The following is a 25,643-nucleotide window of genomic DNA, read 5'->3' on the forward strand; positions in this document are numbered from 1 at the left end:
GTCCGTCACTCGCTGGGGTGCCAAGGTCGATCGGGCGCCGGAATCAATGCGCCGGAATGAAGGACGACATGACACTCAGCGACCAGCAGCAGATCACCAACGAGATCGATGCCAAACGCAGCCAATACGAAGCCGAACGCGCGAGTGGAGCGCCGGTGAACAACCGCACGACACTCGACTACCCGCCGTACCGGAGCAGCGTGCTGCGGCACCCCACCAAAGACCTGCACCACGCCGACCCGGAGACCATCGAACTGGTCTCACCGGCGTTCGGCCACAACGACGTCGCGGAGATCGAATCAGACCTCACCCTCCAGCACACCGGCGAACCGCTCGGTGAGCGCATCCTGGTCACCGGTCGCGTGCTGGACGGCGACGGCCGGCCAGTGCGGAACCAGCTGGTCGAGGTGTGGCAGGCGAACGCGGCTGGACGCTACATCCACAAGCGGGACCAGCATCCGGCTCCCATCGACCCCAACTTCACCGGAACCGGTCGCACGATCACCGATGACGACGGTCGCTACCGCTTCGTCACCATCAAGCCGGGCGCCTACCCGTGGAAGAACCACACCAACGCCTGGCGGCCCGCGCACATCCACTTCTCCCTGTTCGGCAACGCGTTCACGCAGCGGATCATCACGCAGATGTACTTTCCGGGCGACCCGCTGTTCCCGCTGGACCCGATCTACAACTCGATCGTCGACCAGGATGCCCGCGACCGCCTGGTCGCGACCTACGACCACGACCTCACCTCGCCAGAATGGTCACTCGGCTACCGCTGGGACGTCGTGCTCACCGGGCCCCAACGAACCTGGTTCGAGCCGGAAGGGGGCGACGAATGAGCCTCCTCCCCACATCAGGACAGACCGTCGGGCCATTCTTCGGCTACGCATTACCGTACGACGGCGGCGAAGACCTGGTCCCGGCCCATCACCCGAACGCGGTGCGCCTGCACGGCACCGTCTACGACGGGGACGGCACGCCGGTGCCGGACTCGATTGTCGAGATCTGGCAGGCGGATGCGTCCGGCACGATTCCGGATGCGCGCGGCTCGCTCACCCGGGACGGCTACACCTTCACGGGGTTCGGCCGGTCGGCGACCACCCGGGACGGCGGCTACTCGTTCACCACCGTCGAGCCGGGCGCGGTCGATGGGGCAACCCCGTTCTTCGCCTGCATCGTGTTCGCCCGCGGGCTGACCGACAAACTGCACACCCGCATCTATCTGCCGGGAGCGGAGGACACCTTCCTGGCGTCCCTGCCCGCCGAGCGGAGGGCTACCCTGATTGCACGCCGTCAGAGTGACGGATCGCTGCACCACGACATTCACCTGCAGGGTGAAGAGGAGACAATCTTCCTTGACTTCGGATGATCCCAGCGCGGCAGACCACGGGCTGCTGTCCCCCTATTGGGCCGGCACCCCGGTGGCCGAGGCGACCGGGGATGTCGCCGTGCTCCGCGCAATGCTCGATGCCGAGGTGGCCCTTGCCGCTGCCGAGGCGGAGCTTGGCCTGGTTCCGGATGCCGCTGCCGAGAAGATTCGCAGCGTCGCAGCCGAGCTCACCCTGGATGCGTCCCGCATCGCCACCGCGTCCAGGGCGGGAGGCAACCCGATCATCCCGCTGCTGGCCGAGCTTCGTGCGGCGGTCGGACCCGACGCTGCCGGGTTCGTCCACCTCGGGGTGACCAGCCAGGACGTGCTCGACTCGGCCCTGATGCTGGTAGCCCAGCGGAGCATCCGCTTGATGATGGACGACCTGGACACCGCGGTGTCGGCCCTTGCCGCCCTGGCGGATGGGCACCGCTCGACCGCCATGGCCGGGCGCACGCTGACCCAGCACAGTGTGCCGACAACGTTCGGGCTCAAGGCCGCCGGTTGGCTGGTGGGGGTGGCGGATGCGCGCGGCTTCCTCGGTGCCGTCTCGTCGGCGTTGCCGGCGCAGCTCGGGGGAGCGGCCGGAACGCTGGCCTCTTTCACCCAGCTGGCCCCGGGTCGCGAACTCGAGCTCGTCGACGCGTTCGCGAGCAAGCTCGGGCTGCAGTCCGCGCCGGTGCCCTGGCACACGATGCGCACGCCGATCACCCGGCTTGCGGATGCGCTCAGCGGGGTCTGCGTTGCCGTCGGCAAGATCGGCGCCGACGTGTCCCTGCTGGCACGAACCGAGATCGGGGAGCTGAGCGAGGCCTCCGGCGGCGGATCGTCGGCCATGCCGCAGAAGCAGAACCCGGTGCTGAGCGTCCTGATCCAGGCGGCCTCCCGCCAGGCGCCGGGACTCCTCGCCGAACTTCATCGCAGTGCCATCGCGGTCGATGAGCGCCCCGACGGCGCCTGGCACGTGGAATGGCAGACCCTCCGCGAACTGCTGCGGGTGACCGGGGGCGCAGCATCACTCGCCGCCGAACTGCTGCCCGGTCTGCGCGTCGACGCCGAGCGGATGCGTGCCAACCTCGCCATCTCCGGGCCGCTGATCGTCAGCGAGCGGATCATGCTCGCCGTCGGCCCAACCCTGGGCAATGACACCGTGCGACGGCTCGTCGGCCAGGCTGCGGGCAACCCGGCCAGCCTGCGGGACGGCCTCCGAAGCGAATTGCCCGACTGGAGCGAAGACTCGCTCGATGAATTGCTCGACCCCCTGAACTACCTCGGCCTGAGCGGCGAACTCATCGACCGAGCTCTGGCACACGTGCAGGCAACCGGATGAGCGTCCCCACGATTCGCGCGGCCAGGAGCGGGACAGCGGGCGCGCCCCTGCTCGTGCTCGGCCCGTCGCTCGGCACCTCCACTTTGGTCTGGGAGGACGCCGCCGCACTGCTCGAAAAGCGATTCGACATTCTCGCCTGGGACCTTCCCGGCCACGGCATCTCGCCCGCGGCCAGCGAACCCTTCACCGTTTCCGAGCTGGCGGATGCGGTGCTCGAGCTGGTCGGCGACCGCACCTTCCACTACGCGGGCGTGTCGCTCGGCGGTGCCGTCGGGCTGGAACTGGCCTTACGACATCCGGAGCGCCTCGACCGTCTCGCCATGATCTGCTCGCTCGCCAAATTCGGTGAGGCCAGCTCCTGGACGGAACGGGCCGCCCTCGTGCGGGCGCAGTCGACCTCGGTGCTGGTGGGAGCATCCGCCGGCCGCTGGTTCTCCCCCGGGTCGATCGCCCGGCTTCCCGAGGTGACCGGGAAGCTGCTGCACACCCTCGCCGACGCAGACGACGAAAGCTACGCGCTGTGCTGCGAGGCGCTCGCGGCGTACGACCTGCGCGGTGAACTCGGCGAACTGAGCCGGCCGCTGCTGGCGATCTCCGGGCACGACGACCCGGTCGCCCCACCGGATGCGATGGCCGAACTGGCGGCGGCGACGCCTCACGGGCGCGCCGTCGACGTGGCGGATGCCGGACACCTCGCCAGCGCGGAACAGCCCGCCGTCACCGCGCGGCTGTTGATCGACTTCCTCAGAAAGGACGGCTGATGGCCACCGACGACGAACGGCGCGACCAGGGCATGACCGTGCGGCGCGAGGTGCTCGGCGACGAGCACGTCGACCGAGCCAACGCGAACATCTCGGAGGTGACCCGGGACTTCCAGGACTTCATCACCCGGTACGCCTGGGGTGACGTGTGGTCGCGGCCCGGGCTCGACCGCCGACTGCGGAGCACCGTGACCATCACCGCGCTCATCGCCCACGGCCACTGGGAAGAGCTCGAGATGCATCTGCGTGCCGCCCTGCGCAACGGGCTCACCAAGGAAGAGGTCTCCGAGATCATCCTGCAGTCCGGGGTGTACTGCGGGGTGCCGGCAGCCAACTCGGCGTTCCGCATCGCGCAGGAGGTCTACGGCGACTAGTGCGGGTGCGTGAGGAACGGCAGCCCGGTGTAGATCTCGGCCAGGTGTGCCATCCCGCGTGGTGACCCGCAGAGCTGGCTGAGCTGCCCGAGCTGCACGTGGTAGTCGTAGTCCACATTCTCTGGATGCTCGGAGTCGGTCGACTCGTTGAAGCGGTGCAGCATCCGCGTCATCCAGGCGGAGAAGTGCTGGATCTGCCACACCCGTTGCAGCGAGCGCGGTGAATACTCGTCGAGCCCGGATGCGTCGCCGCTGCGATACCAGGCGACCAGCCCGTCGTGCAGGTAGCTGGCATCCGCTATCGCCAGGTTCAGGCCCTTCGCGCCGGTGGGCGGCACGATGTGGGCGGAATCCCCGACCAGGAACAGCTTGCCGAACCGCATGGGGTCGCTCACGAAGCTGTGCATCGGGGTGATGTTCTTGTCGAAGATCTCGCCGCGTTCCAGCTTCCAGCCTGGGGTGCCGAGGCGGAGGTCCAGTTCGTCCCAGATGCGATCATCCGGCCAGTTGGCGATGTCGTCGTGCGGGTCGACCTGCAGGTAGAGGCGGCTGACGGTCTCCGACCGCATGCTGTGCATGGCGAAGCCGCGCTCGTGCAGGGCATAGATCAGCTCGTCCGTCGACGGGTGAACGTGGGCGAGGATGCCCAGCCAGCCGAACGGGTACTCGCGCCGGTAGGTCTTCTTCTCGACGGCGGGGATGCTCGGCCGGCAGACGCCGTGGGCGCCATCCGCACCCGCCACGAAGTCGGCGGTCAGCTCGAAGTCTTCGCCGTCCTGGGTGAATCGCACGGTCACCGGGCCGTCGGCCACGTTCTCCAGTTCGACGCTCGAGACGCTGTACCGGGCGGGGGTTCCGGCCTGGTCGTGGGCTGCGATGAGGTCTTTCACGACCTCCTGCTGGCCGTAGACCCACACCGAGCGGCCGACGAGCTCGCGGAACGAGACGTGGTGTCGGCTCCCGTTGTACTGCAGGTAGATGCCGTCGTGGCGCTGGCCCTCCACCGCGAGCCGCCCGCCGAGGCCAGCCTCGGTCAGCAGGTCGACGGCCGCGTGCTCGAGGACTCCGGCGCGAACCCGCTGGATCGTGTAGTCGCGGTCACGGGCTTCCAGCACGACGCTGTCGATGCCGGAGCGTCGCAGCAGGTGGGATAACAGCAGTCCGGCCGGCCCTCCGCCAATGATTGCTACCTGGGTGCTGATGCTGGTTCGCGTGGCCACACTGCCGTCCTTCCGGTTCGCTGGGTTTCGCCGGGTTGATATTCCTCAATGATACGCTCATCATTAGAACACAAGTTCGCTATGCGCACACAATGGGAATTCTGAAATGACTGCCAGCTTTATCTATGATGCCGTCCGCACACCATTCGGCCGCTACGGCAAGGCCCTCGCCGGGGTGCGCCCCGACGACCTCGCTGCCGGCGTGCTGCGCGAACTGGTGGCGCGGCATCCGAACTTCGACCCGGCGACCGTCGACGACGTGCTCCTCGGCGATGCCAACGCCGCCGGCGAGGACAACCGCAACGTAGCGCGGATGGCAGCCATCCTGGCCGGCTTCCCCACCTCCGTGCCCGGCGCCACCCTGAATCGGCTGTGCGGATCGGGCCTCGAGGCGGTGATCCAGGCAAGTCGGGCCATCGAAACGGGCGATGCCGAGGTGATGATCGCCGGCGGAGTCGAGTCGATGAGCCGCGCGCCCTGGGTGATGCTCAAGCCGTCGCGCCCGTACCCGAGCGCGCACGAGACCATGCACTCCACCACCCTCGGCTGGCGGATGGTGAACCCGCGGATGCCGGAACAGTGGAGCGTCTCGCTGGGGGAGACGGCTGAGATTCTCGCGGAACAATATGGGATCAGCCGCGAGGCGCAGGACGAGTTCGCTCTGCTCAGCCACCGCAATGCGGCTGCAGCCTGGGACGAGGGCATCTACGACCGGGAGGTCGTTCCGGTGGCGGGCGTCGACCTCGCCAGGGACGAGAGCATCCGGGCTGACACCTCCGTGGAGGCACTGGGCGGGCTGAAGCCCGCGTTCCGGCCCGACGGCTCGGTAACCGCGGGCAACTCCTCGCCGCTCAACGACGGTGCCGGCGCGATCCTCATCGGTTCAGAAAACGCTCCGATCGACGCGGAGCCGCTGGCCCGCATCGTCTCCCGCGGCGTGCACGCCGTCGACCCCAACGTGTTCGGCATCGCGCCGGTCGAGGCGGCCAACAAGGCGCTCGCCCGCGCCGGCAAGACCTGGGCGGATGTCGATGTGGTCGAACTGAACGAGGCCTTCGCCTCGCAAAGCCTCGCCTGCCTGAAACTGTGGCCAGAACTCGACCCTGCGAAGGTGAACATTCACGGTGGCGCCATCGCCATCGGACACCCGCTCGGCGCATCCGGTTCCCGCATCGTCGGACACGTCGCCCACGAGTTGGAACGTCGCGGCGGCGGCGTGGGTGTTGCCGCCATCTGCATCGGCGTCGGGTTGGGCCTGGCGATCGTGCTCGAACGCTGAGCGCGAGCCTGACACGGAGGACCCCTCCAGAGGAAGGATGATAGACGGATGACGCTTTCCGCAGACAGCACCGAATCCGACGGTTCCCGAGATCCGAGCGGTCAATACGTGCAGTCGCTGGCGCGAGGCCTCAGCGTCATCCGAGCTTTCGACGGTGACCACCCCGAAATGACGCTCAGCGACATCTCCCGTCGCACCGGCCTCACCCGGGCGACCAGTCGCCGCTTCCTGCTGACCCTGGTGGAGCTCGGCTACGTGAAAACGGATGGGCGGATGTTCAGCCTCACCGCCCGGGTGCTCGAACTCGGTTTCAGTTACCTGTCCGCGCTGTCGCTGCCCGAGATCGCCCAGCCGCACCTCGAGCAGCTGGCCGCAAGCATCCACGAGTCGACGTCCGCTTCGGTGCTCGACGGGACTGACATCGTATACGTCGCCCGCGTGCCCACCCGCCGCATCATGACCGTACGGATCAACATCGGCACCCGGTTCCCCGCCTACGCGACCTCGATGGGCCGTGTGCTGCTCGCGTCGTTCAGCGCCGAAGAACTCGACTCCCACCTGGACGGCATCGACTTCGCGGGCCTCACCTCGCACACCATCACGACCCGCGAAGCACTCGTTGTGGAGCTCGGCCGGGTGCGGGAGCAGGGCTGGGCGATGGTCGACCAGGAGCTGGAGAACGGCCTGCGATCGATCGCGGCGCCGATCTGGCACGGTTCAACGGTCATGGCGGCGATCAACGTGTCGACCACCGCGAACAGCCACACGGTGGAGTCCATTCAGGAGAACCTCCTGCCCCCGCTGAAGCAGACTGCCGAGCGGATCAGTCGCGACCTGACTGCCTCCCGGCCTTTCACGCGTGCCGGCAACCACGGACTCAGCCCGACCAGTCATCCGCTGTAGCGCTCGACTTTTCTCGCAAGACCTCCCCGCCTGCCCACTTTCGCCGGGCATCCGATCGACGATGACGGAGTTTGTCTTCGATGACGGCGTTGTGAAGGGTGTCATCGAAGAGAAACTCCGTCATCGTCGAGCGGGGCGGCCAGTTCCGGCCTAGCGAGATCTGCGCGTTTGTGCATATAGTTGGGGTACTGAGCGTTTGCAGGTGCACCGCAGCACGAGAGGACGAGACCCATGGAACAGATGGACGGCCACGCCGACAGCCCCGAGCTGGAACAGCTCTACCGCGACTTCGACGCGAACCAGCTTGCCCCGCTGTGGACGCAGCGCGAAGGCCTCATGCCGATGGCGCCGGAGCCGTCAGCTATCGCCCACGTCTGGAAGTGGGAGACCCTCTACGACCTCGCCAAGCGCAGCGGTGACCTGGTGCCGATCGGCCGCGGCGGCGAGCGGCGCGCCATCGGCCTCGCTAATCCCGGCCTGCCCGGCACCGCCTACGCGACCCCGACCCTGTGGGCGGCCATCCAGTACCTCGGGCCGCGGGAGACCGCGCCGGAGCACCGTCACAGCCAGAACGCGTTCCGCTTCGTGGTCGAGGGTGAAGGGGTGTGGACTGTCGTCAACGGCGACCCGGTGGCCATGCGACGAGGCGACCTGCTGCTCACCCCCGGTTGGAACTTCCACGGCCACCACAACGACACCGACCAGCCGATGGCCTGGATCGATGGACTCGACATCCCGTTCTCCAGCTACACCGATGTCGGCTTCTTCGAGTACGGGTCCGAGCGGGTGACGGATGAGGCGTCCCCCGCGGTCTCTCGCGCCGAACGGCTTTGGGGACACCCCGGGCTGCGCCCGCTGTCCGGACTTGAGAACAAGGCGAGTTCTCCCCTGGCCGCCTACCGCTGGGAGCACACGGATGCCGCGCTCCGCGAGCAGCTGCTTCTGGAAGACGAGGGGCACCCGGCCACCGTCGAGCAGGGGCACGCCGCCATCCGCTACGTGAACCCGACCACCGGTGGCGACGTGATGCCGACCATCCGGGCCGAGTTCCATCGGCTGCGCGCCGGCGCCGACACGCCCTCCCGGCACGAGGTCGGGTCATCCGTGTGGCAGGTGTTCGAGGGTGAGGGCAGTGTCGTCCTGGGCGGTACCGAGCACAAGCTGGTCACCGGCGACCTTTTCGTGGTTCCCTCGTGGGTTTCGTGGTCGCTGCACGCGACCACCCAGTTCGACCTGTTCCGCTTCAACGACGGACCCATCATCGACCGGCTCAATTTCGCCCGTACCTACATCCCTGGAGAAAACGCATGAAGCTCGCCACCCTACGCACCACGACCGGCAACACCGCCGTGCTCATCACCGACGACAGCGCCATCGAGATCGATGGGGTGGCGGATGTCGGCGCCCTGCTCGGCAACCCGGAGTGGCGCGCGGTCGCGGAGGCCGCCGACGGCAAGGTGCACGCGCTCGACTCGATCGAGGACACCGCCTGGGCTCCTGTCGTGCCGCAGCCGAGCAAGATCGTCTGCGCCGGACTCAACTACCGCAAGCACATCCTCGAGATGGGGCGTGAGCTTCCCGAGCATCCGACCTTCTTTGCCAAGTACCCGGAGGCGCTGATCGGCGCGTTCGACGAGATCGAGCTGTCACCGCTGTCGGATGCCGTCGACTGGGAGGCGGAGCTCGCGGTCGTCATCGGTAAGCCGGTTCGGAACGCCACCGAAGCCGAGGCTGAGGATGCGATCGCCGGCTACGCGGTGCTCAACGACGTGACCATGAGGGACTTCCAGTACCGCACGCTGCAGTGGCTGCAGGGCAAGACCTTCGAGAACACCACGCCATTCGGGCCGTACCTCGTGACGACGGATGAATGGACTCCCGGGCCCACGATGAAGGCCGTCGTCGACGGTGACACGGTGCAGGAAGTCTCCACCGGCGAGCTCGTGTTCACGCCCGCCGCGCTCATCTCCTACTTCTCGCAGATCGTCACCCTGAACCCGGGCGACGTGATCGCCACCGGGACACCGGGTGGGGTCGGCCACGCCCGCAAGCCGCAGCGTTACCTGCAGAACGGTTCCGTGCTCGAGACATCCATCGAGGGCCTCGGCGCGCAGCGCAACGTCGCCGGGTTGGCCGGGTAGCACCATGGTCGCCCGCACCGACAAGACGCAGGATCCGGACATCCTCGCTGGCCTGCTGCTGGCCAGGCGCGGCACCGCTTACTTCGAGCGCAAGCTCGCCGAGCTGGCTGACGACGAGTTCGACGGGCCGTCGCTGCTTCCCGGCTGGGACCGGCGCCACGTGATCGCCCACGTCGGTTACAACGCGCGGGCGCTCACCCACCTGACCGAGTGGGCGGCGACCAGCGTCGAGACTCCGATGTACGCGACGACGGATGCCCGCAACGCCGAGATCGAATACGGCGCCACCCTGAGCCCGGCCGCCTTGCGCAATCTGAGCGCACACGCGGCCGTGCACCTGAACGTGGAGTGGCGCGACCTCGAACCGGAGGCCTGGGACGCCGAGGTGCGCACCGCCCAGGGGCGCACCGTCCCGGCCTCCGAAACCGTCTGGATGCGCACGCGTGAAGTGTGGTTGCACGCCGTCGACCTGGACAACGGCGGGAGCGTCAACGATTTCCCTGCCGAGTTGGTCGACCGGCTGCAGACCGATGTGCTGGGCGCCTGGAGCCGTCGCCAGGCCGAGGAGGGAATCCCCAACTTCGTGCTCCGCGCGGAGGACCGGGACGGCATCCGCTCCGTCACCGGTGGCACGGAGGATGGCGTCGAACTGCTCGGCACGGCGGCCGCCCTGACCCGCTGGGCGACCGGACGTGGGAGTCTCGGCGTTCACACCGCGAACGGCTCGCCGGTTCCGAAGTCACCACGATGGCTGTGACTGGCGAGACGGTCGAGCTGGCCGACTACACCGGGTTCCTGGTCAGGCGGGCGCAGCAACTGCACGCCGCCGTCTGGCAGCGCGAAGCATCCGCCGAATTCACCTCGGTGCAGTTCGGCGCACTCAACCTGGTGCACGCCAACCCGGGAATCGACCAGCGCATGCTGGGGGAGCACCTGCAGCTGGATCGGTCCACGATCGCGGATGTCTGCGCGCGCCTGGAGCGCCGCGGCCTGATCCTGCGCGACCGGGATCCGGATGATCGGCGCAGGAACATCCTGTCCCTCACCGAGCAGGGCGAGACGGTGCTGGCCGAGCTGCTCCCGCGAGCCGACCGTGTGCACGAGGTGCTGATCGCCGGGCTCAGCGCACCCGACCGCGCTGAGCTGCACCGCCTGCTGACCCTCCTCCTCGCGGACACCTAGGCACGACCCCTCCTGCTCCGCGGAGACGTACTCACACTCCTCGGGGCCGGAGACCCGCCGGAAAAGGCTGCCGCCGCTGTCGCCTCGCACGGAGACCCTTCCCACGTGCGGCGTGTTTCCAGCCGGTTTCGACAAGCTCAACCAGCGAAAGGGGGGGTTCGACGAAGTCGGTCAGGGGGGTCAGTGGAGGTCGGCTATGTCTCGCTCGATCGCGGCGCGGGTGGCGAGCAGCAGCCCGATCGTGCTGTCCTCCGTCAGTTTCTGCAGTCGCACCGCGGGGGCGGCCATCGAGAACCCACCGATCGCCCTGCCGTCACTCCCCAGCAACACAAGCCCGATGGCTGCGAGCCCGGTTTCGGTCTCGCCGATGTTGAGCGCATACCCGCGCGACTTGACGGCGCGCAACTCCCGGCTGAGCGCATCGAATTCCTCCTCGCTCATCGGGTCGGCGGTGTACGACGACGGGCTCTGATACAAACGGGCGAGCTGCGCGGGCGGCAACTCCGCCAGCATCGCCTTGCCACCGGATGCGAGCCTTGCCGGCAAGACAGTTCCCTGCCGGTCCCCGACGCGCAGGAAGTTCGACGACTCGAGCGTCAACAGGAATCGCACCGACGTCCCCACCCTGATCACCAGGTTGACCGTCTCATCGAGCTGGCCGAGCAGCACTTCGAGGTGCGGCTGGGCCCGATTCTTGAACTCCTTCGTCCACTCGGCCGCGACCGGTGGCACCCCGATGGCCGGCCCTGGCAGGTAGGTGCGCGACTCGTCCTGTTCGGCGAACCCTCGATACACGAGCATCGACAGCAACCGGTGTGCGGTCGATGGCGCGATGCCGAGTAGTTCCGCTGCGTCCTTCAACCGGAGTCGCCCCTCATCGCGCAGCACCTGCACCAGGCGGAGCGCGTTATCGACGGACTCCAGTGAGTAGGCCGGTTTCCTCCGCTGTGTAGCATTCTGCACAACAGAATTATACTCGGCGGATCGTATAGACAACTACAGGATACTCGCCCTAGTGTTACCCGCTGTCATTCTTACAGCCAGAATTTGCTTGCTGTCCGAGTCGTCATCCGCGACGGTCGACACATGACAAACGTGATTATTGCCGGAGGCGGCATCGGTGGGCTCGCCGCAGCTGTGGGCCTGAGCCGCGCCGGAGCCACCGTTACCGTGCTGGAGCGGGAGCCTGACTTCAAGGAGGTCGGCGCCGGCCTGGAACTGGGCCCGAACGGCACCCGCGTGCTCGCCGATTGGGGTCTCCTCGATGAGATGCGCGGCTACGGCGTGCAGCCGAACGCCCTGGTGATCAAAGATGCCGTCGACGGCCGCGAGCTCACCCGCATGGAGCTCGGCGCAGAGTTCGAGGAGCGCTACGGCGCCCCCTACCTTGTCGGCCATCGCAGCGACCTGCTCGCCCTTCTGCTGAAGGCCGCGCAGGATGCCGGAGTCACGTTGATCTCGAACGAGCAGGTCGACACCGTCTCGTCCGAAGGGGATCTGGCAGTCGTCACCACGGCATCCGGCAACCGCTACGAGGGCAACCTCGCCATTGCGGCCGACGGCTTGAACTCCCGGCTGCGCGGAAAGCTCGTCGATGACTCTCCCGTCGCTTCCGGTTACGTCGCCTACCGCGGGACGATCCTGATGAACGACGTCGACATTGACGCCGACCTCGAGAACGTCACCCTCTACATCGGCCCAGGCTGCCACTTCGTCCAGTACCCGATCCGCAAGGCCACCGCCGAGCAGGGCGCCCTGCTCAACCAGGTGGCCGTCTTCGAGTCCCCCGCATTCCTTCGGGGCGAGCTGGAGGACTGGGGTCGTCCAGGGGAACTGGATGCCGCGTTCGCGACCTGCCTTCCGAGCATCCGCCACGCCCTCACGTTCATCCCCCGCGAGCGCTGGTGGCTGATGTTCGACCGCGATCCGATCGAGCACTGGATCAGCGACCGGCTGCTGCTGCTGGGTGACGCCGCCCATCCGATGCTGCAGTACCTCGCTCAGGGGGCGTGCCAGGCGCTCGAGGACGGACGCGTGCTTCAGGATGCTGTCAGTCGCCAGGTCAGCGCGACACCGGATGTCGATGGCTGGCTTTCGGCTGCCGAACTCTTCAACCGCGAACGGGCACCCAGAACGGCGCGCGTGCAGCGGAACGCCCGAACCTGGGGCGAGTCATGGCACGTGGACGGCATCGGGCGCACCATCCGGAACATCCTCTTCTCTGACCGCAAGCACGACGATTACCGTTACACCGACTGGCTTTACGGGAAGGACGTCATCAAGCTCCCTTGACCCGAACCCAATCCGCTGTAGTGTTTAGAGAACACTTGTTCACATCCCGAACAAGCCTGCACCGCACGGCACGTTTCACAAAGGAGTGACACATGAAGAAATCACTGATGGTCGGACTCGCAGCCGCGTCCGTCCTCGCACTTACCGCCTGCGCGAGCGGAACCCCGGACACCGGTGAGGCTCCGGACCCGGCCGAGCCGACAGCGATCACCGTTGGCGTCATCCCCATCGTGGACACCGCACCGATCTGGCTCGGCGTCGAGAAGGGGTTCTTCTCCGACGAAGGCCTCGATGTCACGGTGCAGCCGACAACAGGTGGCGCGGCATCCGTCCCCGGAGTCGTGGCCGGCAGCTACGACTTCGCGTTCGGCAACTACGTCTCAGGCATGGTCGCCAACGACCAGGGCCTCGCACTGAAGTACGTCGCCAACGGAAACTCGACGGCAGGCGACCCCGACTTCGGCGCCGTGATCGTTCCGGGTGACTCCGACATCGAAAGCCCGGCGGACCTGTCCGGCAAGACCGTCTCGGTGAACAACCTGCAGAACATCGGTGACACCACCATCCGCACGGTCGTCGACGACGACGGTGGCGACTCCTCGACCATCAAGTTCGTCGAGGTCGCGTTCCCCGACGCCGAAGCTGCCGTGACGAACAAGCAGGTCGACGCGGCATGGATCCTCGCCCCGTTCCTCGACTCTGCCGTTGCCAACGGTGCCCGCGTGATCAGCTACAACTTCTCGGACTTCGACCCGGCACTGGACATCGCCGGCTATTTCACCACGCTCGACACCTTCGAGAACAAGCCGGAACTGGTCGAGGCGTTCACCACCGCGATGAACAAGTCGCTGGAGTACGCTGACGCCAACCCGGACGAGGTCAAGCAGATCGTGACCACGTACACGAAGATGTCACTCGAGCAGCTGGATGCGATGGTGCTTCCGAAGTTCAACGTCGAGTTCAACCGCGAGGCTATGGAGAAACTCGGCGCAGCCGCATTCGGCTACGGAACGCTGAAGGCAGAGCCGGACCTGGACAAGCTGCTCCCGTAGCCCGACCCGTACCAACCAAGCAGAAGCCGAGTACCCAGTGTCGAGTACGAACAGCAGGATGCGAAGTACGAAAGTGTCTGGTCCGCTCCTAGGACTGGCAGGCATCCTGCTGTTCCTGCTCGCCTGGGAGGCTGCTCCCCGGCTGGGACTCGTGCAGGAACGATTCCTTCCCCCAGCCAGCGAGGTACTGATCACACTGATCGACTACTTCGGCCAGCCTGCGTTCTGGAAGGACGTCGGCGAGACGATGCTGGCGTGGACCATCGGTCTTGCCATCTCGATCATCGCCGCCGTGGTGCTCGGCCTCATCATCGGCTCGAGCTCCTTCCTCAGCAAGGCCACCTACACCACCATCGAGTTCCTACGGCCGATCCCCTCGGTCGCCCTCATCCCGCTCGCCGTCCTGCTCTTCGGCGTGAAGATCGAGTCCTCCCTGCTGTTGGTGATCTACGCATCCTTCTGGCAGGTGCTCCTGCAGGTGCTGTACGGGGTGGCGGATGTTGACCCGGTCGCCAACAACACGGCGAAGAGCTACGGCCTGGGCCCGCTCGCCCGTGCCCGCTATGTCGTCTGGCCGACCGTGCTCCCCTACCTGATGACCGGCATCCGCCTCGCCTCCGCCGTGGCACTGATCCTGGCCATCACGGCAGAACTGGTCATCGGGTCTCCTGGCCTCGGCTACCAGATCGCGTTGACGCGTTCCGGCGGCGCGGTGCCCGAAATGTACGCGCTCATCGTCGCGACCGGCATCATCGGCATCATCATCAACCTGGGCATGCGATTCATCGAGAAGAAAGTGCTCGCTTGGCACTCCTCAGTCAGAAGTGAGGTCATCGCATGAGCACCCTCAAGCGCATTGCGTACTTCGTCGGCCTGCCGGTGTTGCTCATCATCATGTGGTGGGTGCTCACCCGCGGAGAACCCAACTTCTATGTGCCAACCCCGGAAGAACTGGTTGCCACGTTCTGGGAAGTCTGGGCCGGCGAACGGTTCGCGACAGACTTCGTGCCCAGCATCATCCGGCTCGTCATCGGGCTGATCGCCACGATCGCCCTCGGAATCGTTCTCGGCATCCTCATCGGGTCCTTCCGTTGGCTGCGCAGCCTGACCGAGCCACTACTCGAGTTCTTCCGCGCGATACCGCCGCCGGTGCTCGTTCCGCTGTTCATCCTGCTCATCGGAATCAACGACCAGATGATGATTTTCGTGATCATCTCCGGCTCGATCTGGCCGGTGCTGCTGAACACGGTTGAAGGAGTTCGCGCCGTCGACGAGGTGCTCATGAACACCAGCCGCACCTATGGGATCAATGGTTTCGCCCGCCTTCGGCACCTGGTGCTGCCAGCCGCCAGCCCGCAGATCATGACCGGGGTGCGGCAGAGCCTGTCGATCGGCCTGATCCTCATGGTGATCTCCGAGATGTTCGGAGCGTCATCCGGGCTCGGCTACACCATCGTGCTGTTCCAGCGCGGCTTCGCGATTCCGGAGATGTGGAGCGGAATTGCGGTGCTCGGACTCATCGGTATCGCCCTCTCCCTCATTTCGAAAGCGATCGAGGCCAAGGTGCTGCGCTGGTACCACGGTTTGAAAGAGGTGCAACGTGACAGTTAGCGGAACAGGACCCACCATGACGACGCCGATGCTCTCAATCAAGAACCTCAAGAAGACCTACCAGGTAGCCGACGGTGAGATTGAGGCGGTGCGCGACATCACGCTCGACATCGCCGAGGGTGAGCTCATCTGCGTGGTCGGACCATCCGGCGCAGGAAAGACGACGCTGCTGAAGTGCATCGCGGGCCTTCTGACACCGACCGCCGGAACCATCGAACTGGCTGGCACACCGGTCACCGGACCGCCGAAAGCCATGGCCGTCGTCTTCCAGGAGTACGGCCGCAGCCTGTTCCCCTGGATGACGGTTCGCGCCAATGTCGAGCTTCCGCTGAAGAACGCCGGGGTGTCGAGGGCCGAACGCGACAAGCTGGTCGCCGACGCCTTGGAGGCCGTCGAACTGGAACACGTGCCGGACAGCTATCCCTGGCAATTGTCCGGCGGCATGCAGCAGCGTGTCGCCATCGCCCGCGCGGTCGCCTACCGGCCGAAGGTGCTGCTGATGGATGAACCGTTCGCCGCCGTCGATGCCCAGACGCGCGCCGACCTGGAAGACCTGGTGCGCGACATCTGGCACAAGCTCGGGGTCACCATCCTGTTCATCACCCACGACATCGACGAGTCGGTGTACCTGGCGCAGCGCGTCATCATGCTCTCGAACTCACCCACTGTGGTGCAGGACGACCTGAAGATCGACCTCCCCGACCAGCGCGACCAGCTGGAGACCCGCTCCAGTAAGCGCTTCACGGAGTTGCGGACCCATGTTTACGAGCAGATCCAGCTGGCGAAGGCATCGAAGCCGACCGGTGTGACCGCGGTCCAGAAGGTCGCCCGGAGATGAAGGGCAATGCGATGAAGGTCAGCGAAGCGGTCGGCCGTGCACTCGTGCAGTGGGGGGTCGACCAGGTGTTCGGCGTTACCGGCAGCGGCAACTTCGAGGTGACGACCGCCATGGTCGCCGCCGGGGCGAAGTATGTCTCCGCTCGCCACGAGGGCGGCGCTGCAACGATGGCGGATGGCTACGCGCGCCTCGCGAGGAAGGTCACGGTGGCCAGCGTTCACCAGGGGCCAGGGCTCACCAACGCCATGACCGGCCTCGCCGAGGCGGCGAAGGCGCACACCCCGCTCCTCGTCGTCGCGGGCGAGACTCCGGCAACCATGAAGACCTCCAACTTCTGGATCGACCAGGCCGCGGCCGCTGAAGCACTCGGGGCCGTTGCGATCAGGCTGGAGTCGCCGGCGACCGCTCTGGCGGATGCCGCCCGCGCATTCACCATCGCCCGGACCGGCCGGCCCGTACTGCTGGGACTACCGCTTGATGTCCAGGCCGGCGAGGTCGACTGGAACGGCTCTGCCCCGGATCTCCCTGCTCCCGCGTCCCTCCCCGCGCCATCAGTCGACGGCGTCAACGAATTGGTGTCGCGACTGAGTTCGGCGCAGCGTCCGCTTATCGTCGGCGGCCGTGGCGCCTTCAACGCACACGATGAGATCGTCGGGCTGGCTGCAGCATCCGGTGCCCTGCTGGCGACAACCGCCATGGCGCGTGGGCTCTTCACCGATGACCCATGGAACGTGGACGTTATGGGCGGCTTCGCGAACGAGGCGATGTCCGAGCTCATCATGGATGCCGACCTGATCGTCGCGTTCGGCGCGTCGCTCAACCGCTGGACAGCCCGCAACGGCGAGCTCATCCGCGACACCCCCGTCGTTCAGGTGGACATCAACCAGGCTGCATTCTCGCTGCACCGTCGGGTGGAGGCATCCGTCATCGGGGATGCTGCACTGGTGGCTTCCGCGGTCGCCGACGCGCTTCCGGAACGACAGGATGCCGGCTACCGCACCGAATCCGTGGCGCAGAAGCTGTCGGCGGGGCGCCTGTGGCGCGACCAGTCTTTCGAGGCGCGCATCGCCGACGACCGCATCGACCCGCGTCTGCTCGCGGTCGCTCTCGATGAGCTGTTGCCGACCGAGCGCATTGTGACGGCGGATGCCGGTAGCCACACCGAGTACACGGCAATGTACCTGCAGGTTCCGGATGATCGGGGCTACTGCCTGCCCTTGGCCTTCCAGTGCATCGGCCTCTCCCTGGCCGCGGGCATCGGCGCTGCCGTCGCACGCCGCGATCGACTGCCGGTCGTGGGCGTCGGCGACGGTGGGTTCATGATGAGCCTCGTCGAGCTCGACACCGCTGTACGCCTCGGGTTGCCGCTGGTCGTCGTCGTCTACAACGACAGCGCCTACGGGGCAGAGGTGCACCACTTCCGGCACAGCGGCCAGCCGCTCGACATCGTCGAATTCCCGGAGACCGACATCGCCTCCATCGCGCGCGGTTTCGGCTGCACCGGCGTGACCGTGCGGTCACTGGATGACCTCGCAGGGTTGAGCGACTGGTTGGCCGGCGACCGTTCCACCCCGATCGTGATCGACGCGAAGACGATTTCGTTCCCGTCCTGGGTCGACGCGCACGCGTTCGTCGGAGAGCCCAAGTAGCGTCAATGGGGGTTTCGAGGACACCTCGCCAGTTGGGCCGTCCCGCCGCGTTGCAGCACCGGGCCCATCGTGTTACGTTCGATATATGAACTCGCGTTCGCTATGCGTACATATTTTTGTCGTCAGGAGGAATAATGACGTTCTTCGACCCCAGTGAGTGGGATGGCAAGCTCTACAGTTCGGGCTGGGTCACCAGCAAAGGTGGCAGTCAGGACATCATGGAGCCTGCCACCGAGTCGGCCATCGGAAAGTTCGGTGTTGCCAATACGGAGGATGTTTCCCGCGCGGTCGACGTGGCGACCGAGGCCCAGAAGTCGTGGGATGCGACCAGTTATGACGAACGCGCGGCGGTGCTCCGTCGAGCCGGTGACCTCATCGAAGCGCAGAGCGAGGTTCTCGGCCACTGGCTGATCCGTGAAGCGGGTTCCGCGAAGGGGAAGGCCGCCTTCGAGAACCACATGGTCTCCGGCCTGTTCTACGCTGCCGCGGCCATCGCCCAGGCCCCCTATGGACAGTTGCTGCGCAGCTCCAAACCCCGCCTCAGCCTGGCCCGTCGCATCCCAGTGGGAGTAGTCGGCGTCATCGCACCATTCAACTTCCCGCAGATCCTCTCGATGCGCTCAGTGGCGCCGGCACTCGCCCTGGGCAACGCCGTCATCCTCAAGCCGGACCCCCGCACCGCGGTTTCCGGTGGCCTCGCCTTCGCCGCAATCCTTGAGGAGGCCGGCCTCCCCGCCGGGCTCTTCCACGTGCTCCCCGGCGCAGTCGAGCCCGCTACCGCACTCATCGAACACCCCGGGGTACGCGTCATCTCGTTCACTGGATCGACCAATGCCGGCCGCTCCATCGGCCAGCTCGGGGCGAAGCACCTCAAGCGCGTTCACCTGGAACTGGGCGGGAACAACGCCATGCTGGTGCTCGGCGACGTCGATGTGCCGCAGGCCGTGTCGGCAGGGGCCTGGGGCTCCTTCCTTCACCAGGGCCAGGTGTGCATGACCACCGGCCGGCACCTCGTGCACGAGAGCATCTACGACGAATACGTCGAGCGCCTGTCCACCACCGCGAACGGGATTCCGGTCGGCGACGGGGCGACGACGGATGCTCCGCTCGGCCCCGTGATCGACGCCGGCCAGCGCGACCGCATCCACTCGCTTGTCACCGGCAGTGTGGACGCCGGTGCCAAGCTGACCGCCGGCGGAACCTACGAGGGGCTGTTCTACCGCCCGACCGTGCTGGCCGACAGCAAGTTCGACCACCCCGCCTTCGAGCAGGAGGTCTTCGGCCCGGTGGCACCGGTCATGAAATTCTCGACGCTCGATGAGGCCGTCGAGATCGTCAACCGGAGCGAGTATGGGCTCTCCCTCGCCATCCTCACCAAGGATCCCCTCCGGGGCCTTGCACTGTCCGACCGGATGCACAGCGGCATCGTGCACATCAATGACCAGAACGTCGATGACGAACCGATCATCCCGTTCGGCGGGGTCGGAGCATCCGGGACCGGGTCACGGTTCGGTGGTGCTGATGCCAACATCGAGGCGTTCACCGAGACCCAATGGGTGACGATGCAAAGCGATATCGAACGCTACCCGTTCTAAAGAAACCAGGAACCTGATACATGATTTCCAAGATCGTCAGCAGTGCGGCGGATGCCGTGCGAGACATCCCTGACGGCGCCACCGTGATGATCGGCGGTTTCGGCACGGCCGGCCAACCGGTCGAACTGATCGACGCCCTGCTCGAGCAGGGGGCATCCGGACTCACCATCGTCAACAACAATGCGGGTAACGGCACCACTGGTCTCGCCGCGCTCCTCGGCGCTGGGCGAGTGCGGAAGATCATCTGCTCGTTCCCCCGGCAGGTCGACTCGCAGATCTTCGACGGCCTGTATCGGGAGGGCAAGCTCGAACTCGAACTGGTACCGCAGGGCACTCTCGCTGAGCGCATCCGGGCGGGCGGAGCCGGCATCGCCGGGTTCTTCACGCCAACCGCGTTCGGAACAACACTGGCGGAGGGCAAGGAGACGCGCAAGATCAACGGACGCGACTACGTCCTGGAGGACGCGCTGCTCGCCGATTTCGCCCTCATCAAAGCACACCAGGGTGACCGGCTCGGCAACCTTGTCTACCGTAAGACGGCGCGCAACTTCGGCCCCATGATGGCCAGTGCAGCTGGAGTCACCATCGCCCAGGTCTCACAGATCGTCGAGGTCGGTTCGATCGATCCGGAAACGGTGGTGACGCCGGGAATCTTCGTCAAGCGGTTGGTCGAAACCGGCGGCGCACTGCCGCCCGCTACGGAAGGGCAGTAATGAAGGGGCCACTCAGCCGCGACGATATGGCCAAGCGCGTCGCCCGGGACATCACCGGGGGCGCGTACGTGAACCTCGGAATCGGCCTGCCGACGAAGGTGGCGAACTTCCTGCCGTCCGACCGCGAGATCATCCTGCACACCGAGAACGGGATGCTCGGCATGGGTCCGGTCGCCGAGGGCGACCAGATCGACCACGACCTGATCAACGCCGGCAAGATCCCGGTGACTGAACTGCCCGGGTCGTCCTACTTCCACCAGGCCGACTCATTCGGGATGATGCGGGGCGGCCACCTCGACGTCTGCGTGCTCGGCGCCTTCCAGGTGTCGACATCCGGTGACCTCGCCAACTGGCACACCGGCGGGGCGGATGCGATACCGGCCGTTGGCGGGGCGATGGACCTGGCGATCGGCGCCAAGCAGGTGTACGTCATCATGGAACTGTTCACCCGCGACGGCCAGTGCAAGCTGGTGGAGGAGTGCAGCTATCCGCTGACCGGCATCGGATGCGTGAACACCCTGTACACGGACCACGCGGTCTTCGATCTGGGCCCCGACGGCGCCGTGGTGCGGGAGATCTTCGGCGATGTGACCCTTGAACAACTCCGCGAACTGACCGGGCTGGCGCTGCGCGCGTAGAAGGCACTGCTGTTAACGGTCGAGCTGGAGCCGTTCCCACGCCCACATCGTCGCACCGGCGACAACCACCACGACGGGCACCAGCAGCAATAATTGCAGTGTGGAGACCGCATTGCCAGCGGACACTGCCCATAGCGCGGGTGCCGCCAGCGGCATCCATCCGCCCGCACCCGCCAGGACCGAGACCTGCGCGACGATGACGATGCCGATCGCCGCGCTCACTCCGGCCAGCAGGGAACGACCTGCCGTCGCTGCCCAGGCGACCGGCGTCGCAACCGCGGCTGTCATCACCGTCAGTGCGAACTGCCTGGCGACAGCTGGCCACAGCTCCACCGGGAACGCGCCAAGAGCCGACACGACACCGACAACGAGCAAAGCGGCGACCAGTGCCAGGCTGGTCAGGGTCGCCCACAACCCGTAGACGGCAAGCTTCGCGGCGGCGATCGTTGACCGCCTGATGGGCAATGCGAAGAATCCAGTCACCGTGCCCTCGCCGAACTCGCGGCCGAACATCCAGGCCAACACGACACCGAAACCGAGCAAGCCACCGGCGCCGGTCACTTGCGCTGCCGCTGCGAGCAATCCGCTCCACCCGCCATCCGCAGCGGGGCCCAGCTTAGCGACGAGTTGGGCGTCACCCGAGTGCACAGCGAGGAGCAGCGCACCACACAAGACAGCAATGCCACCGACGATTGCGACGGTGCCGACTCGACCAACGAGGGAGCTCGCGAGCTTCACCGCTTCCGCCCACAATGCAGCCCTCATGCGCTCGCCCGCTCATCGTCTTGCCGCACGGTTTCGAAAAATGCCCTTTCGATCTCGGGCGTGGCCGGGTCGAGCTCCCCGATCAACCACCCGGCGTTCATGACGACGATCCGGTTGGCGACCCTGGCAACCTCGTCCAGGTGATGACTGCTGACAAGCACGGCAGCGCCACGCTCGGCGCGACGCCGAAGGGACTCCCGCAAGAGGATGACGCCTTGAGGATCGAGCGCGTTGCTGGGCTCATCGAGGACGATGACCCCGGGCTCATGCTGCAGGGCTGCGGCGAGACCGAGCCGCTGGCGGTTTCCGAGCGAGAGAGAGCGAGCACGTCGATCCGCATACTTTTCCAGGCCAAGCTCCCGGAGTACGTTCTCCACCATAGGGACTACGTCGACCGCCCCGTGCAGTCGAGCGCTCATCCGCAGGTTTTGCCCGGCAGTCAGCTCCGGATAGGCGAGCGGATACTCGACCGAGTGCCCGACTCCTCGCCACCAGCTCATCGGGGCGCTGCTCAGACTCACGCCGTCCAACTCCACCACACCGATGTGTGGGCGAAGCATGCCGAGCAGGAGCCTCATCAGGGTGGACTTCCCGGCACCGTTCAGGCCGACCAGCGCGACAACTTCGCCAGCACGGAGTTCGAGGGTGATCCCTTGGACGCCTGCCCCGCTGGAGTAGGTGCGGGAGACGCTTAGCGCCGCAAGCCTGACGTCACCCACGGTGGCCCTCCATCACTCGTAGGGCACGCTCTACCGCAGCGCCGAGATCGTCGTTGTCGCCCTCTGCCCACTCGAGGATGGCAGCATTAAGCGCTCCGAGCACAGCCGCAGCGGAGATGCGGGCATCCGCCCTCTGCACACCTCGGGAGTACAGTGCAACTGCAATTGCTGCTTCGGTGGCGGCGTTGTTCATTGCCATTGCGCCGGCGAGTGACGGCGTGCCGGCGACAATGCGAAGCCGACGGCGGATGACAGTGGTCTCTGAAAGTGGAACCTTCGTGAGAGCCCCGCGGATACCGGCGACCGTTGCTGCGAGGGGCGGCAGGTTGGTGGGCTGGTCCGCGATCCTTTGAGCGATGAGCGGGTCGTAGGGATCAGACATGAGCACCGCGTCCTTGGTGGCGAAGTGTCTGAAGAAGGTCATCTCGGTTACCCCTGCACGGGCTGCAATGGCTGCCGCCGAGGTTGCGTCGTAGCCATTTTCATCGAACAGTTGCAGCGCTGCTTCCTGAAGCGCTGTCCGAGTTCGTTCTCTCCGGGCCACACTCTAATGATAGTCACTAACATTACAAGCTGGCGAAGAATCCCAGCTTAGTTATTGGAGGACGCCGGGCTGGTCACCAGCGAGAAGGTCGGGCGTTCGCGAGAGGTGCGGCTGGGCACCGAACGACTGGATGACGCCATGCAATGGATCACGTTATACCAACGCCTCTGGGAGCGCCGCCTTGACGGTCTCGAGGTCTACTTCACCCTCAAGAAAGGAACGGACAAGTGACAGAGACAACAGGCACCATCGAGCTGCGGATGACGCGGTTCCTCCCTGCGACGCCGGAGGAGGTCTTCGGCGCCTACACCGATGCCGAGAAGCAGAAGATCTGGTTCAGCATCCTGGACGAAGAACCCGGCATTGTCGAGATCGAGGTCGACCTGCGGGTCGGCGGCAAGCAGACCGCCGTCTGGGGGCCCAACCGCGACGAGCAGTTCCACGAGACGCAGGTGTTCAAGGCCATCGACCGACCGCACCGGCTGGTCACCACCTCCACCGGAAGCGACCCCAGCGGCGGGGAGATGACCACCGAAGTGGAGGTCACCTTCGAGGAAAAGGACGGCGGCACCCTGGTGACCGTCGTGCAGAGCGGCTTCCCGGATGTCGAGACCCGCGACTTCTTCCAGACCATGGCCTGGGTGGGAGCGTTCGACCGCATCGAGGCGTACCTCACTCGCGAACGCGCGTAGGGCATCCGCCCCCTCCGCGAGACGGGCCAAAGCGCGAGTGCCCCGCCGCGGCCACCCGCATTTTGGCCCGGCTCGCGTTCTTGGGCTCGCGAAATCGGGAGGTGCGGCTCCAACCGCCGTAGCAGGCGGACGAAGTCGCGAACGTGCATGTCGTCACTCGGGGATGTGGAGACTCTGACCGGCTGCACTCACACAGCGGCCCAGGCTTGGGGCGCGCGCCCTCCGACTTTCTGCGGCCCGCCGGGCCATAGCTGCCGAAATACAAACGGGATGGTCAGCCTCGCGATTACCAAACCGCTCGGCACAGCCTTCTACTTTCCGTTGTCCTCCGTGATGAAGTCTGCCGCGCGCCAGGCAAGGGCCATGGTGGGCGCGGCGGTGTTACCCGAGACCTGCATGGGCAGGACCGAAGCGTCCACAACACGCAACCCCGTCACGCCGCGGACTCGCAGCCGGGAGTCCACGACGTCGTCATCGTTTGGCCCCATCGCGTTGGCACCCACCGCGTGGTAAATGGTCGCGCCGTTGTCGACTGCGTATTGAATCACTTGGTCGGGAGTCGACACTGCCTGACCTGGATACTCTTCCTCGGCAATGAGCTCGGCGATTGGGCTTTCCGCAAACACACGCCGCGCCTGATCGAGGATGGTCGAGGTGACTTTTCGATCGACCTCCGTTTGCAGGTAGTTCGCGTCGATGACCGGCAGGTCGTCCGGACCCTTGCCCGAAATGTGGATCGAACTAGTTGTGGTGGGCCTGATCTGATAGCCCAAGTACATAATCCCGGAATGCTTCGCGAGGCGCACCGCGTCGAAGCTTTCGGCATCGAGCGCCAGCGGCACGAACAGTCCCTGGATGTCGGTGCGATCGAGTTCAGGCGACGACTTGAATCCGGCGAGGATGTTGTATCCGGCATCCGAGATGGGGCCGCGCCGGGTGAGCAAATACTTGAACCCCTCCCAGCCCTGTTTCGGTAGGGAGTTGAGCCGCTGCGTGAGACCGATCGGCTCCTTGAACTTGACCTGCATTGCCACGCCACGCTGCTCGATGACACGTTCACCGAGGTTCGGGCTCTCCACCCGCACGTCAACGCCGGCCCCATTCAGGATGTCGGGGCGCCCGATTCCGGACCGCTCGAGCAGCATCGTGCTCTCGACGGTGCCACCTGAGAGAATCACTTCCTTGCGCGCAAGGAAATGCTGCTTCTGTCCGCGCCGCTGAGTACGCACGCCAGTGACTCGCGTGCCGTCGAAAGTTAGGTAGCCGACCCGCGTTCGGGTCAGATAGGTCAGATTCTTCCGCTTGCTTGCCGGGCGTAGAAATGCGCTGGCCGCGGAGACGCGAAGGCCGTTGCGCACGCTCGACGGCGTCATCCCGATTCGTTCGTGCTCGACCGCGTTCACGTCCTCGACGACGTCGAGACCGGTCTTCGCGGCGGCCGCGAGGATTTTCTCCGTGATGTCGTCCTTCTCGGCAAAAGAGACTCCGTACGGGCCGTCGCCTCCGCGCATCGGCGACGAGCCGAGCACATGGTTCTCCATGTTCTTGAAGATCGGCAGCATCTCGTCCCAGCCCCAGCCCGGGTTGCCGAGCTCGACGAGTTCGTCGTAGTCCTTTTGAAACCCACGGGTGTACATCATGCCGTTGACGGTGGTTGATCCGCCGGTCACTTTGCCGCGGGCCCATACCTCGCCCAGTCCACCCGCGCGGAATGGCAGCGTCGGATAGCGATACGCGTAGCGGTCGCCGTTGAGCGTGAAGAAGAACCCCTTCGGGATCGAGTGCATTGGGTTGGCGTCCGATCCACCGTATTCAAGCAACAGCACGGAGTTGTTCGGATCTTCACTCAACCGGTTCGCGAGCACGCTGCCGGCAGCTCCGGCCCCAACGATGATGTAGTCGTACGTGTTCTCGCTCATGTGCTCCTCCGTCTGGTATCGACCAGGCGGGAATTGGTGCAGCATCGGGTCGAT

General features: G+C 66.0%; 28 protein-coding genes. 22 read left to right on the plus strand and 6 right to left on the minus strand.

What is annotated here, in order from left to right:
• The first annotated feature begins 68 nt into the window (after window positions 1–68).
• The 5 genes from pcaH to pcaC are packed head-to-tail and all read left to right on the plus strand — an operon-like array spanning window position 69 to window position 3,837.
• Window positions 69–842 carry a protocatechuate 3,4-dioxygenase subunit beta gene (gene pcaH / locus ACX3PH_RS01670; protein WP_459088720.1) on the plus strand — a complete coding sequence of 258 codons (774 nt, stop codon included), beginning with the start codon at window positions 69–71 and terminating at the stop codon, window positions 840–842.
• Window positions 839–1,372 (plus strand): protocatechuate 3,4-dioxygenase subunit alpha, encoded by a 534-nt coding sequence (pcaG, locus tag ACX3PH_RS01675; protein WP_459088722.1) that lies wholly within the window; start codon window positions 839–841, stop codon window positions 1,370–1,372. The genes pcaH and pcaG overlap by 4 nt, the downstream gene beginning before the upstream one ends.
• A complete protein-coding gene (gene pcaB, locus ACX3PH_RS01680; protein WP_459088724.1) occupies window positions 1,359–2,702 on the plus strand; it encodes a 3-carboxy-cis,cis-muconate cycloisomerase in 1,344 nt (447 codons plus the stop codon). Before pcaG ends, pcaB begins: the two co-directional genes overlap by 14 nt.
• Entirely contained in the window at window positions 2,699–3,463 is a 765-nt protein-coding gene (locus tag ACX3PH_RS01685) for an alpha/beta fold hydrolase (protein WP_459088726.1), read from the plus strand. The genes pcaB and ACX3PH_RS01685 overlap by 4 nt, the downstream gene beginning before the upstream one ends.
• On the plus strand, window positions 3,463–3,837 hold the full coding sequence (pcaC, locus tag ACX3PH_RS01690) for a 4-carboxymuconolactone decarboxylase (RefSeq protein WP_459088728.1): 375 nt from the start codon (window positions 3,463–3,465) through the stop codon (window positions 3,835–3,837). The genes ACX3PH_RS01685 and pcaC overlap by 1 nt, the downstream gene beginning before the upstream one ends.
• Here pcaC and ACX3PH_RS01695 read toward each other — a convergent pair.
• Window positions 3,834–5,057, minus strand: coding sequence for a 4-hydroxybenzoate 3-monooxygenase (locus ACX3PH_RS01695; RefSeq protein WP_459088730.1), 1,224 nt, complete (start codon window positions 5,055–5,057; stop codon window positions 3,834–3,836). The genes pcaC and ACX3PH_RS01695 overlap by 4 nt on opposite strands.
• Window positions 5,058–5,163: 106 nt before the next feature.
• Between ACX3PH_RS01695 and ACX3PH_RS01700 the strand changes: the two genes are divergently transcribed.
• The 6 genes from ACX3PH_RS01700 (at window position 5,164) to ACX3PH_RS01725 (ending at window position 10,562) form a co-directional block, all read left to right on the plus strand.
• Window positions 5,164–6,336: a thiolase family protein gene (locus tag ACX3PH_RS01700; RefSeq protein WP_459088732.1), complete on the plus strand. Its 1,173-nt coding sequence runs from the start codon at window positions 5,164–5,166 to the stop codon at window positions 6,334–6,336.
• A gap of 48 nt (window positions 6,337–6,384) precedes the next feature.
• The gene (locus tag ACX3PH_RS01705; protein ID WP_459088734.1) at window positions 6,385–7,239 is read left to right on the plus strand and encodes an IclR family transcriptional regulator domain-containing protein; all 855 of its coding nucleotides are present in this window, start codon (window positions 6,385–6,387) and stop codon (window positions 7,237–7,239) included.
• A gap of 231 nt (window positions 7,240–7,470) precedes the next feature.
• Complete coding sequence (locus ACX3PH_RS01710) at window positions 7,471–8,550, plus strand: cupin domain-containing protein (protein WP_459088736.1); 1,080 nt, start codon at window positions 7,471–7,473, stop codon at window positions 8,548–8,550.
• Entirely contained in the window at window positions 8,547–9,380 is an 834-nt protein-coding gene (locus ACX3PH_RS01715; RefSeq protein WP_459088738.1) for a fumarylacetoacetate hydrolase family protein, read from the plus strand. Before ACX3PH_RS01710 ends, ACX3PH_RS01715 begins: the two co-directional genes overlap by 4 nt.
• 4 nt (window positions 9,381–9,384) lie before the next feature.
• Window positions 9,385–10,137 (plus strand): maleylpyruvate isomerase family mycothiol-dependent enzyme, encoded by a 753-nt coding sequence (locus tag ACX3PH_RS01720; protein ID WP_459088740.1) that lies wholly within the window; start codon window positions 9,385–9,387, stop codon window positions 10,135–10,137.
• On the plus strand, window positions 10,128–10,562 hold the full coding sequence (locus ACX3PH_RS01725; RefSeq protein ID WP_459088742.1) for a MarR family winged helix-turn-helix transcriptional regulator: 435 nt from the start codon (window positions 10,128–10,130) through the stop codon (window positions 10,560–10,562). The genes ACX3PH_RS01720 and ACX3PH_RS01725 overlap by 10 nt, the downstream gene beginning before the upstream one ends.
• A gap of 180 nt (window positions 10,563–10,742) precedes the next feature.
• On the opposite strand, the gene ACX3PH_RS01730 is transcribed toward ACX3PH_RS01725, so the two are convergent.
• Window positions 10,743–11,525, minus strand: a complete 783-nt coding sequence (locus ACX3PH_RS01730; RefSeq protein WP_459088744.1) for an IclR family transcriptional regulator — start codon at window positions 11,523–11,525, stop codon at window positions 10,743–10,745.
• A gap of 123 nt (window positions 11,526–11,648) precedes the next feature.
• On the opposite strand from ACX3PH_RS01730, the gene ACX3PH_RS01735 reads away from it, so the two are divergent.
• The 9 genes from ACX3PH_RS01735 (at window position 11,649) to ACX3PH_RS01775 (ending at window position 20,950) form a co-directional block, all read left to right on the plus strand.
• Window positions 11,649–12,854 (plus strand): FAD-dependent monooxygenase, encoded by a 1,206-nt coding sequence (locus ACX3PH_RS01735; RefSeq protein ID WP_459088746.1) that lies wholly within the window; start codon window positions 11,649–11,651, stop codon window positions 12,852–12,854.
• Between the two features lie 92 nt (window positions 12,855–12,946).
• Window positions 12,947–13,906, plus strand: a complete 960-nt coding sequence (locus ACX3PH_RS01740; protein ID WP_459088748.1) for an ABC transporter substrate-binding protein — start codon at window positions 12,947–12,949, stop codon at window positions 13,904–13,906.
• 58 nt (window positions 13,907–13,964) lie between these two features.
• A complete protein-coding gene (locus ACX3PH_RS01745) occupies window positions 13,965–14,747 on the plus strand; it encodes an ABC transporter permease (RefSeq protein WP_459088752.1) in 783 nt (260 codons plus the stop codon).
• The gene (locus ACX3PH_RS01750; protein ID WP_459088754.1) at window positions 14,744–15,517 is read left to right on the plus strand and encodes an ABC transporter permease; all 774 of its coding nucleotides are present in this window, start codon (window positions 14,744–14,746) and stop codon (window positions 15,515–15,517) included. The genes ACX3PH_RS01745 and ACX3PH_RS01750 overlap by 4 nt, the downstream gene beginning before the upstream one ends.
• Before the next feature lie 16 nt (window positions 15,518–15,533).
• Window positions 15,534–16,355, plus strand: a complete 822-nt coding sequence (locus tag ACX3PH_RS01755) for an ABC transporter ATP-binding protein (protein WP_459088756.1) — start codon at window positions 15,534–15,536, stop codon at window positions 16,353–16,355.
• 11 nt (window positions 16,356–16,366) lie between these two features.
• Complete coding sequence (locus ACX3PH_RS01760) at window positions 16,367–18,004, plus strand: thiamine pyrophosphate-binding protein (RefSeq protein ID WP_459088758.1); 1,638 nt, start codon at window positions 16,367–16,369, stop codon at window positions 18,002–18,004.
• Window positions 18,005–18,138: 134 nt separating this feature from the next.
• The gene (locus tag ACX3PH_RS01765; protein ID WP_459088760.1) at window positions 18,139–19,599 is read left to right on the plus strand and encodes a benzaldehyde dehydrogenase; all 1,461 of its coding nucleotides are present in this window, start codon (window positions 18,139–18,141) and stop codon (window positions 19,597–19,599) included.
• A gap of 20 nt (window positions 19,600–19,619) precedes the next feature.
• Window positions 19,620–20,312, plus strand: coding sequence for a 3-oxoacid CoA-transferase subunit A (locus ACX3PH_RS01770; RefSeq protein ID WP_459088762.1), 693 nt, complete (start codon window positions 19,620–19,622; stop codon window positions 20,310–20,312).
• The gene (locus tag ACX3PH_RS01775) at window positions 20,312–20,950 is read left to right on the plus strand and encodes a 3-oxoacid CoA-transferase subunit B (RefSeq protein ID WP_459088763.1); all 639 of its coding nucleotides are present in this window, start codon (window positions 20,312–20,314) and stop codon (window positions 20,948–20,950) included. The genes ACX3PH_RS01770 and ACX3PH_RS01775 overlap by 1 nt, the downstream gene beginning before the upstream one ends.
• A 12-nt stretch (window positions 20,951–20,962) precedes the next feature.
• Here ACX3PH_RS01775 and ACX3PH_RS01780 read toward each other — a convergent pair whose 3' ends face one another.
• From ACX3PH_RS01780 to ACX3PH_RS01790, 3 genes are read right to left on the minus strand one after another with little or no spacing between them, the layout of a single operon-like run.
• Window positions 20,963–21,715 (minus strand): ABC transporter permease, encoded by a 753-nt coding sequence (locus ACX3PH_RS01780; RefSeq protein ID WP_459088764.1) that lies wholly within the window; start codon window positions 21,713–21,715, stop codon window positions 20,963–20,965.
• Window positions 21,712–22,434, minus strand: coding sequence for an ABC transporter ATP-binding protein (locus ACX3PH_RS01785; RefSeq protein ID WP_459088765.1), 723 nt, complete (start codon window positions 22,432–22,434; stop codon window positions 21,712–21,714). Before ACX3PH_RS01785 ends, ACX3PH_RS01780 begins: the two co-directional genes overlap by 4 nt.
• Window positions 22,427–22,978, minus strand: a complete 552-nt coding sequence (locus ACX3PH_RS01790; RefSeq protein ID WP_459088767.1) for a TetR/AcrR family transcriptional regulator — start codon at window positions 22,976–22,978, stop codon at window positions 22,427–22,429. The genes ACX3PH_RS01785 and ACX3PH_RS01790 overlap by 8 nt, the downstream gene beginning before the upstream one ends.
• A gap of 54 nt (window positions 22,979–23,032) precedes the next feature.
• Here ACX3PH_RS01790 and ACX3PH_RS01795 point away from each other — a divergent pair, with 54 nt between their 5' ends.
• Complete coding sequence (locus ACX3PH_RS01795; RefSeq protein WP_459088769.1) at window positions 23,033–23,209, plus strand: hypothetical protein; 177 nt, start codon at window positions 23,033–23,035, stop codon at window positions 23,207–23,209.
• Complete coding sequence (locus ACX3PH_RS01800) at window positions 23,206–23,670, plus strand: SRPBCC family protein (RefSeq protein ID WP_459088771.1); 465 nt, start codon at window positions 23,206–23,208, stop codon at window positions 23,668–23,670. The genes ACX3PH_RS01795 and ACX3PH_RS01800 overlap by 4 nt, the downstream gene beginning before the upstream one ends.
• Before the next feature lie 311 nt (window positions 23,671–23,981).
• Here ACX3PH_RS01800 and ACX3PH_RS01805 read toward each other — a convergent pair whose 3' ends face one another.
• On the minus strand, window positions 23,982–25,589 hold the full coding sequence (locus ACX3PH_RS01805) for a GMC family oxidoreductase (RefSeq protein WP_459088773.1): 1,608 nt from the start codon (window positions 25,587–25,589) through the stop codon (window positions 23,982–23,984).
• Between the last annotated feature and the right edge of the window lie 54 nt (window positions 25,590–25,643).

This window comes from Homoserinimonas sp. A520, from assembly GCF_054489245.1.

Coding starts and splice junctions, on each gene's coding strand:
- pcaH (WP_459088720.1), top strand. CDS start 69: ATGACACTCAGCGACCAGCAGCAGATCACCAACGAGATCGATGCCAAA.
- pcaG (WP_459088722.1), top strand. CDS start 839: ATGAGCCTCCTCCCCACATCAGGACAGACCGTCGGGCCATTCTTCGGC.
- ACX3PH_RS01685 (WP_459088726.1), top strand. CDS start 2,699: ATGAGCGTCCCCACGATTCGCGCGGCCAGGAGCGGGACAGCGGGCGCG.
- pcaC (WP_459088728.1), top strand. CDS start 3,463: ATGGCCACCGACGACGAACGGCGCGACCAGGGCATGACCGTGCGGCGC.
- ACX3PH_RS01700 (WP_459088732.1), top strand. CDS start 5,164: ATGACTGCCAGCTTTATCTATGATGCCGTCCGCACACCATTCGGCCGC.
- ACX3PH_RS01705 (WP_459088734.1), top strand. CDS start 6,385: ATGACGCTTTCCGCAGACAGCACCGAATCCGACGGTTCCCGAGATCCG.
- ACX3PH_RS01710 (WP_459088736.1), top strand. CDS start 7,471: ATGGAACAGATGGACGGCCACGCCGACAGCCCCGAGCTGGAACAGCTC.
- ACX3PH_RS01715 (WP_459088738.1), top strand. CDS start 8,547: ATGAAGCTCGCCACCCTACGCACCACGACCGGCAACACCGCCGTGCTC.
- ACX3PH_RS01720 (WP_459088740.1), top strand. CDS start 9,385: ATGGTCGCCCGCACCGACAAGACGCAGGATCCGGACATCCTCGCTGGC.
- ACX3PH_RS01725 (WP_459088742.1), top strand. CDS start 10,128: ATGGCTGTGACTGGCGAGACGGTCGAGCTGGCCGACTACACCGGGTTC.
- ACX3PH_RS01735 (WP_459088746.1), top strand. CDS start 11,649: ATGACAAACGTGATTATTGCCGGAGGCGGCATCGGTGGGCTCGCCGCA.
- ACX3PH_RS01740 (WP_459088748.1), top strand. CDS start 12,947: ATGAAGAAATCACTGATGGTCGGACTCGCAGCCGCGTCCGTCCTCGCA.
- ACX3PH_RS01745 (WP_459088752.1), top strand. CDS start 13,965: ATGCGAAGTACGAAAGTGTCTGGTCCGCTCCTAGGACTGGCAGGCATC.
- ACX3PH_RS01750 (WP_459088754.1), top strand. CDS start 14,744: ATGAGCACCCTCAAGCGCATTGCGTACTTCGTCGGCCTGCCGGTGTTG.
- ACX3PH_RS01755 (WP_459088756.1), top strand. CDS start 15,534: ATGACGACGCCGATGCTCTCAATCAAGAACCTCAAGAAGACCTACCAG.
- ACX3PH_RS01760 (WP_459088758.1), top strand. CDS start 16,367: ATGAAGGTCAGCGAAGCGGTCGGCCGTGCACTCGTGCAGTGGGGGGTC.
- ACX3PH_RS01765 (WP_459088760.1), top strand. CDS start 18,139: ATGACGTTCTTCGACCCCAGTGAGTGGGATGGCAAGCTCTACAGTTCG.
- ACX3PH_RS01770 (WP_459088762.1), top strand. CDS start 19,620: ATGATTTCCAAGATCGTCAGCAGTGCGGCGGATGCCGTGCGAGACATC.
- ACX3PH_RS01775 (WP_459088763.1), top strand. CDS start 20,312: ATGAAGGGGCCACTCAGCCGCGACGATATGGCCAAGCGCGTCGCCCGG.
- ACX3PH_RS01780 (WP_459088764.1), bottom strand. CDS start 21,715: ATGAGGGCTGCATTGTGGGCGGAAGCGGTGAAGCTCGCGAGCTCCCTC.
- ACX3PH_RS01805 (WP_459088773.1), bottom strand. CDS start 25,589: ATGAGCGAGAACACGTACGACTACATCATCGTTGGGGCCGGAGCTGCC.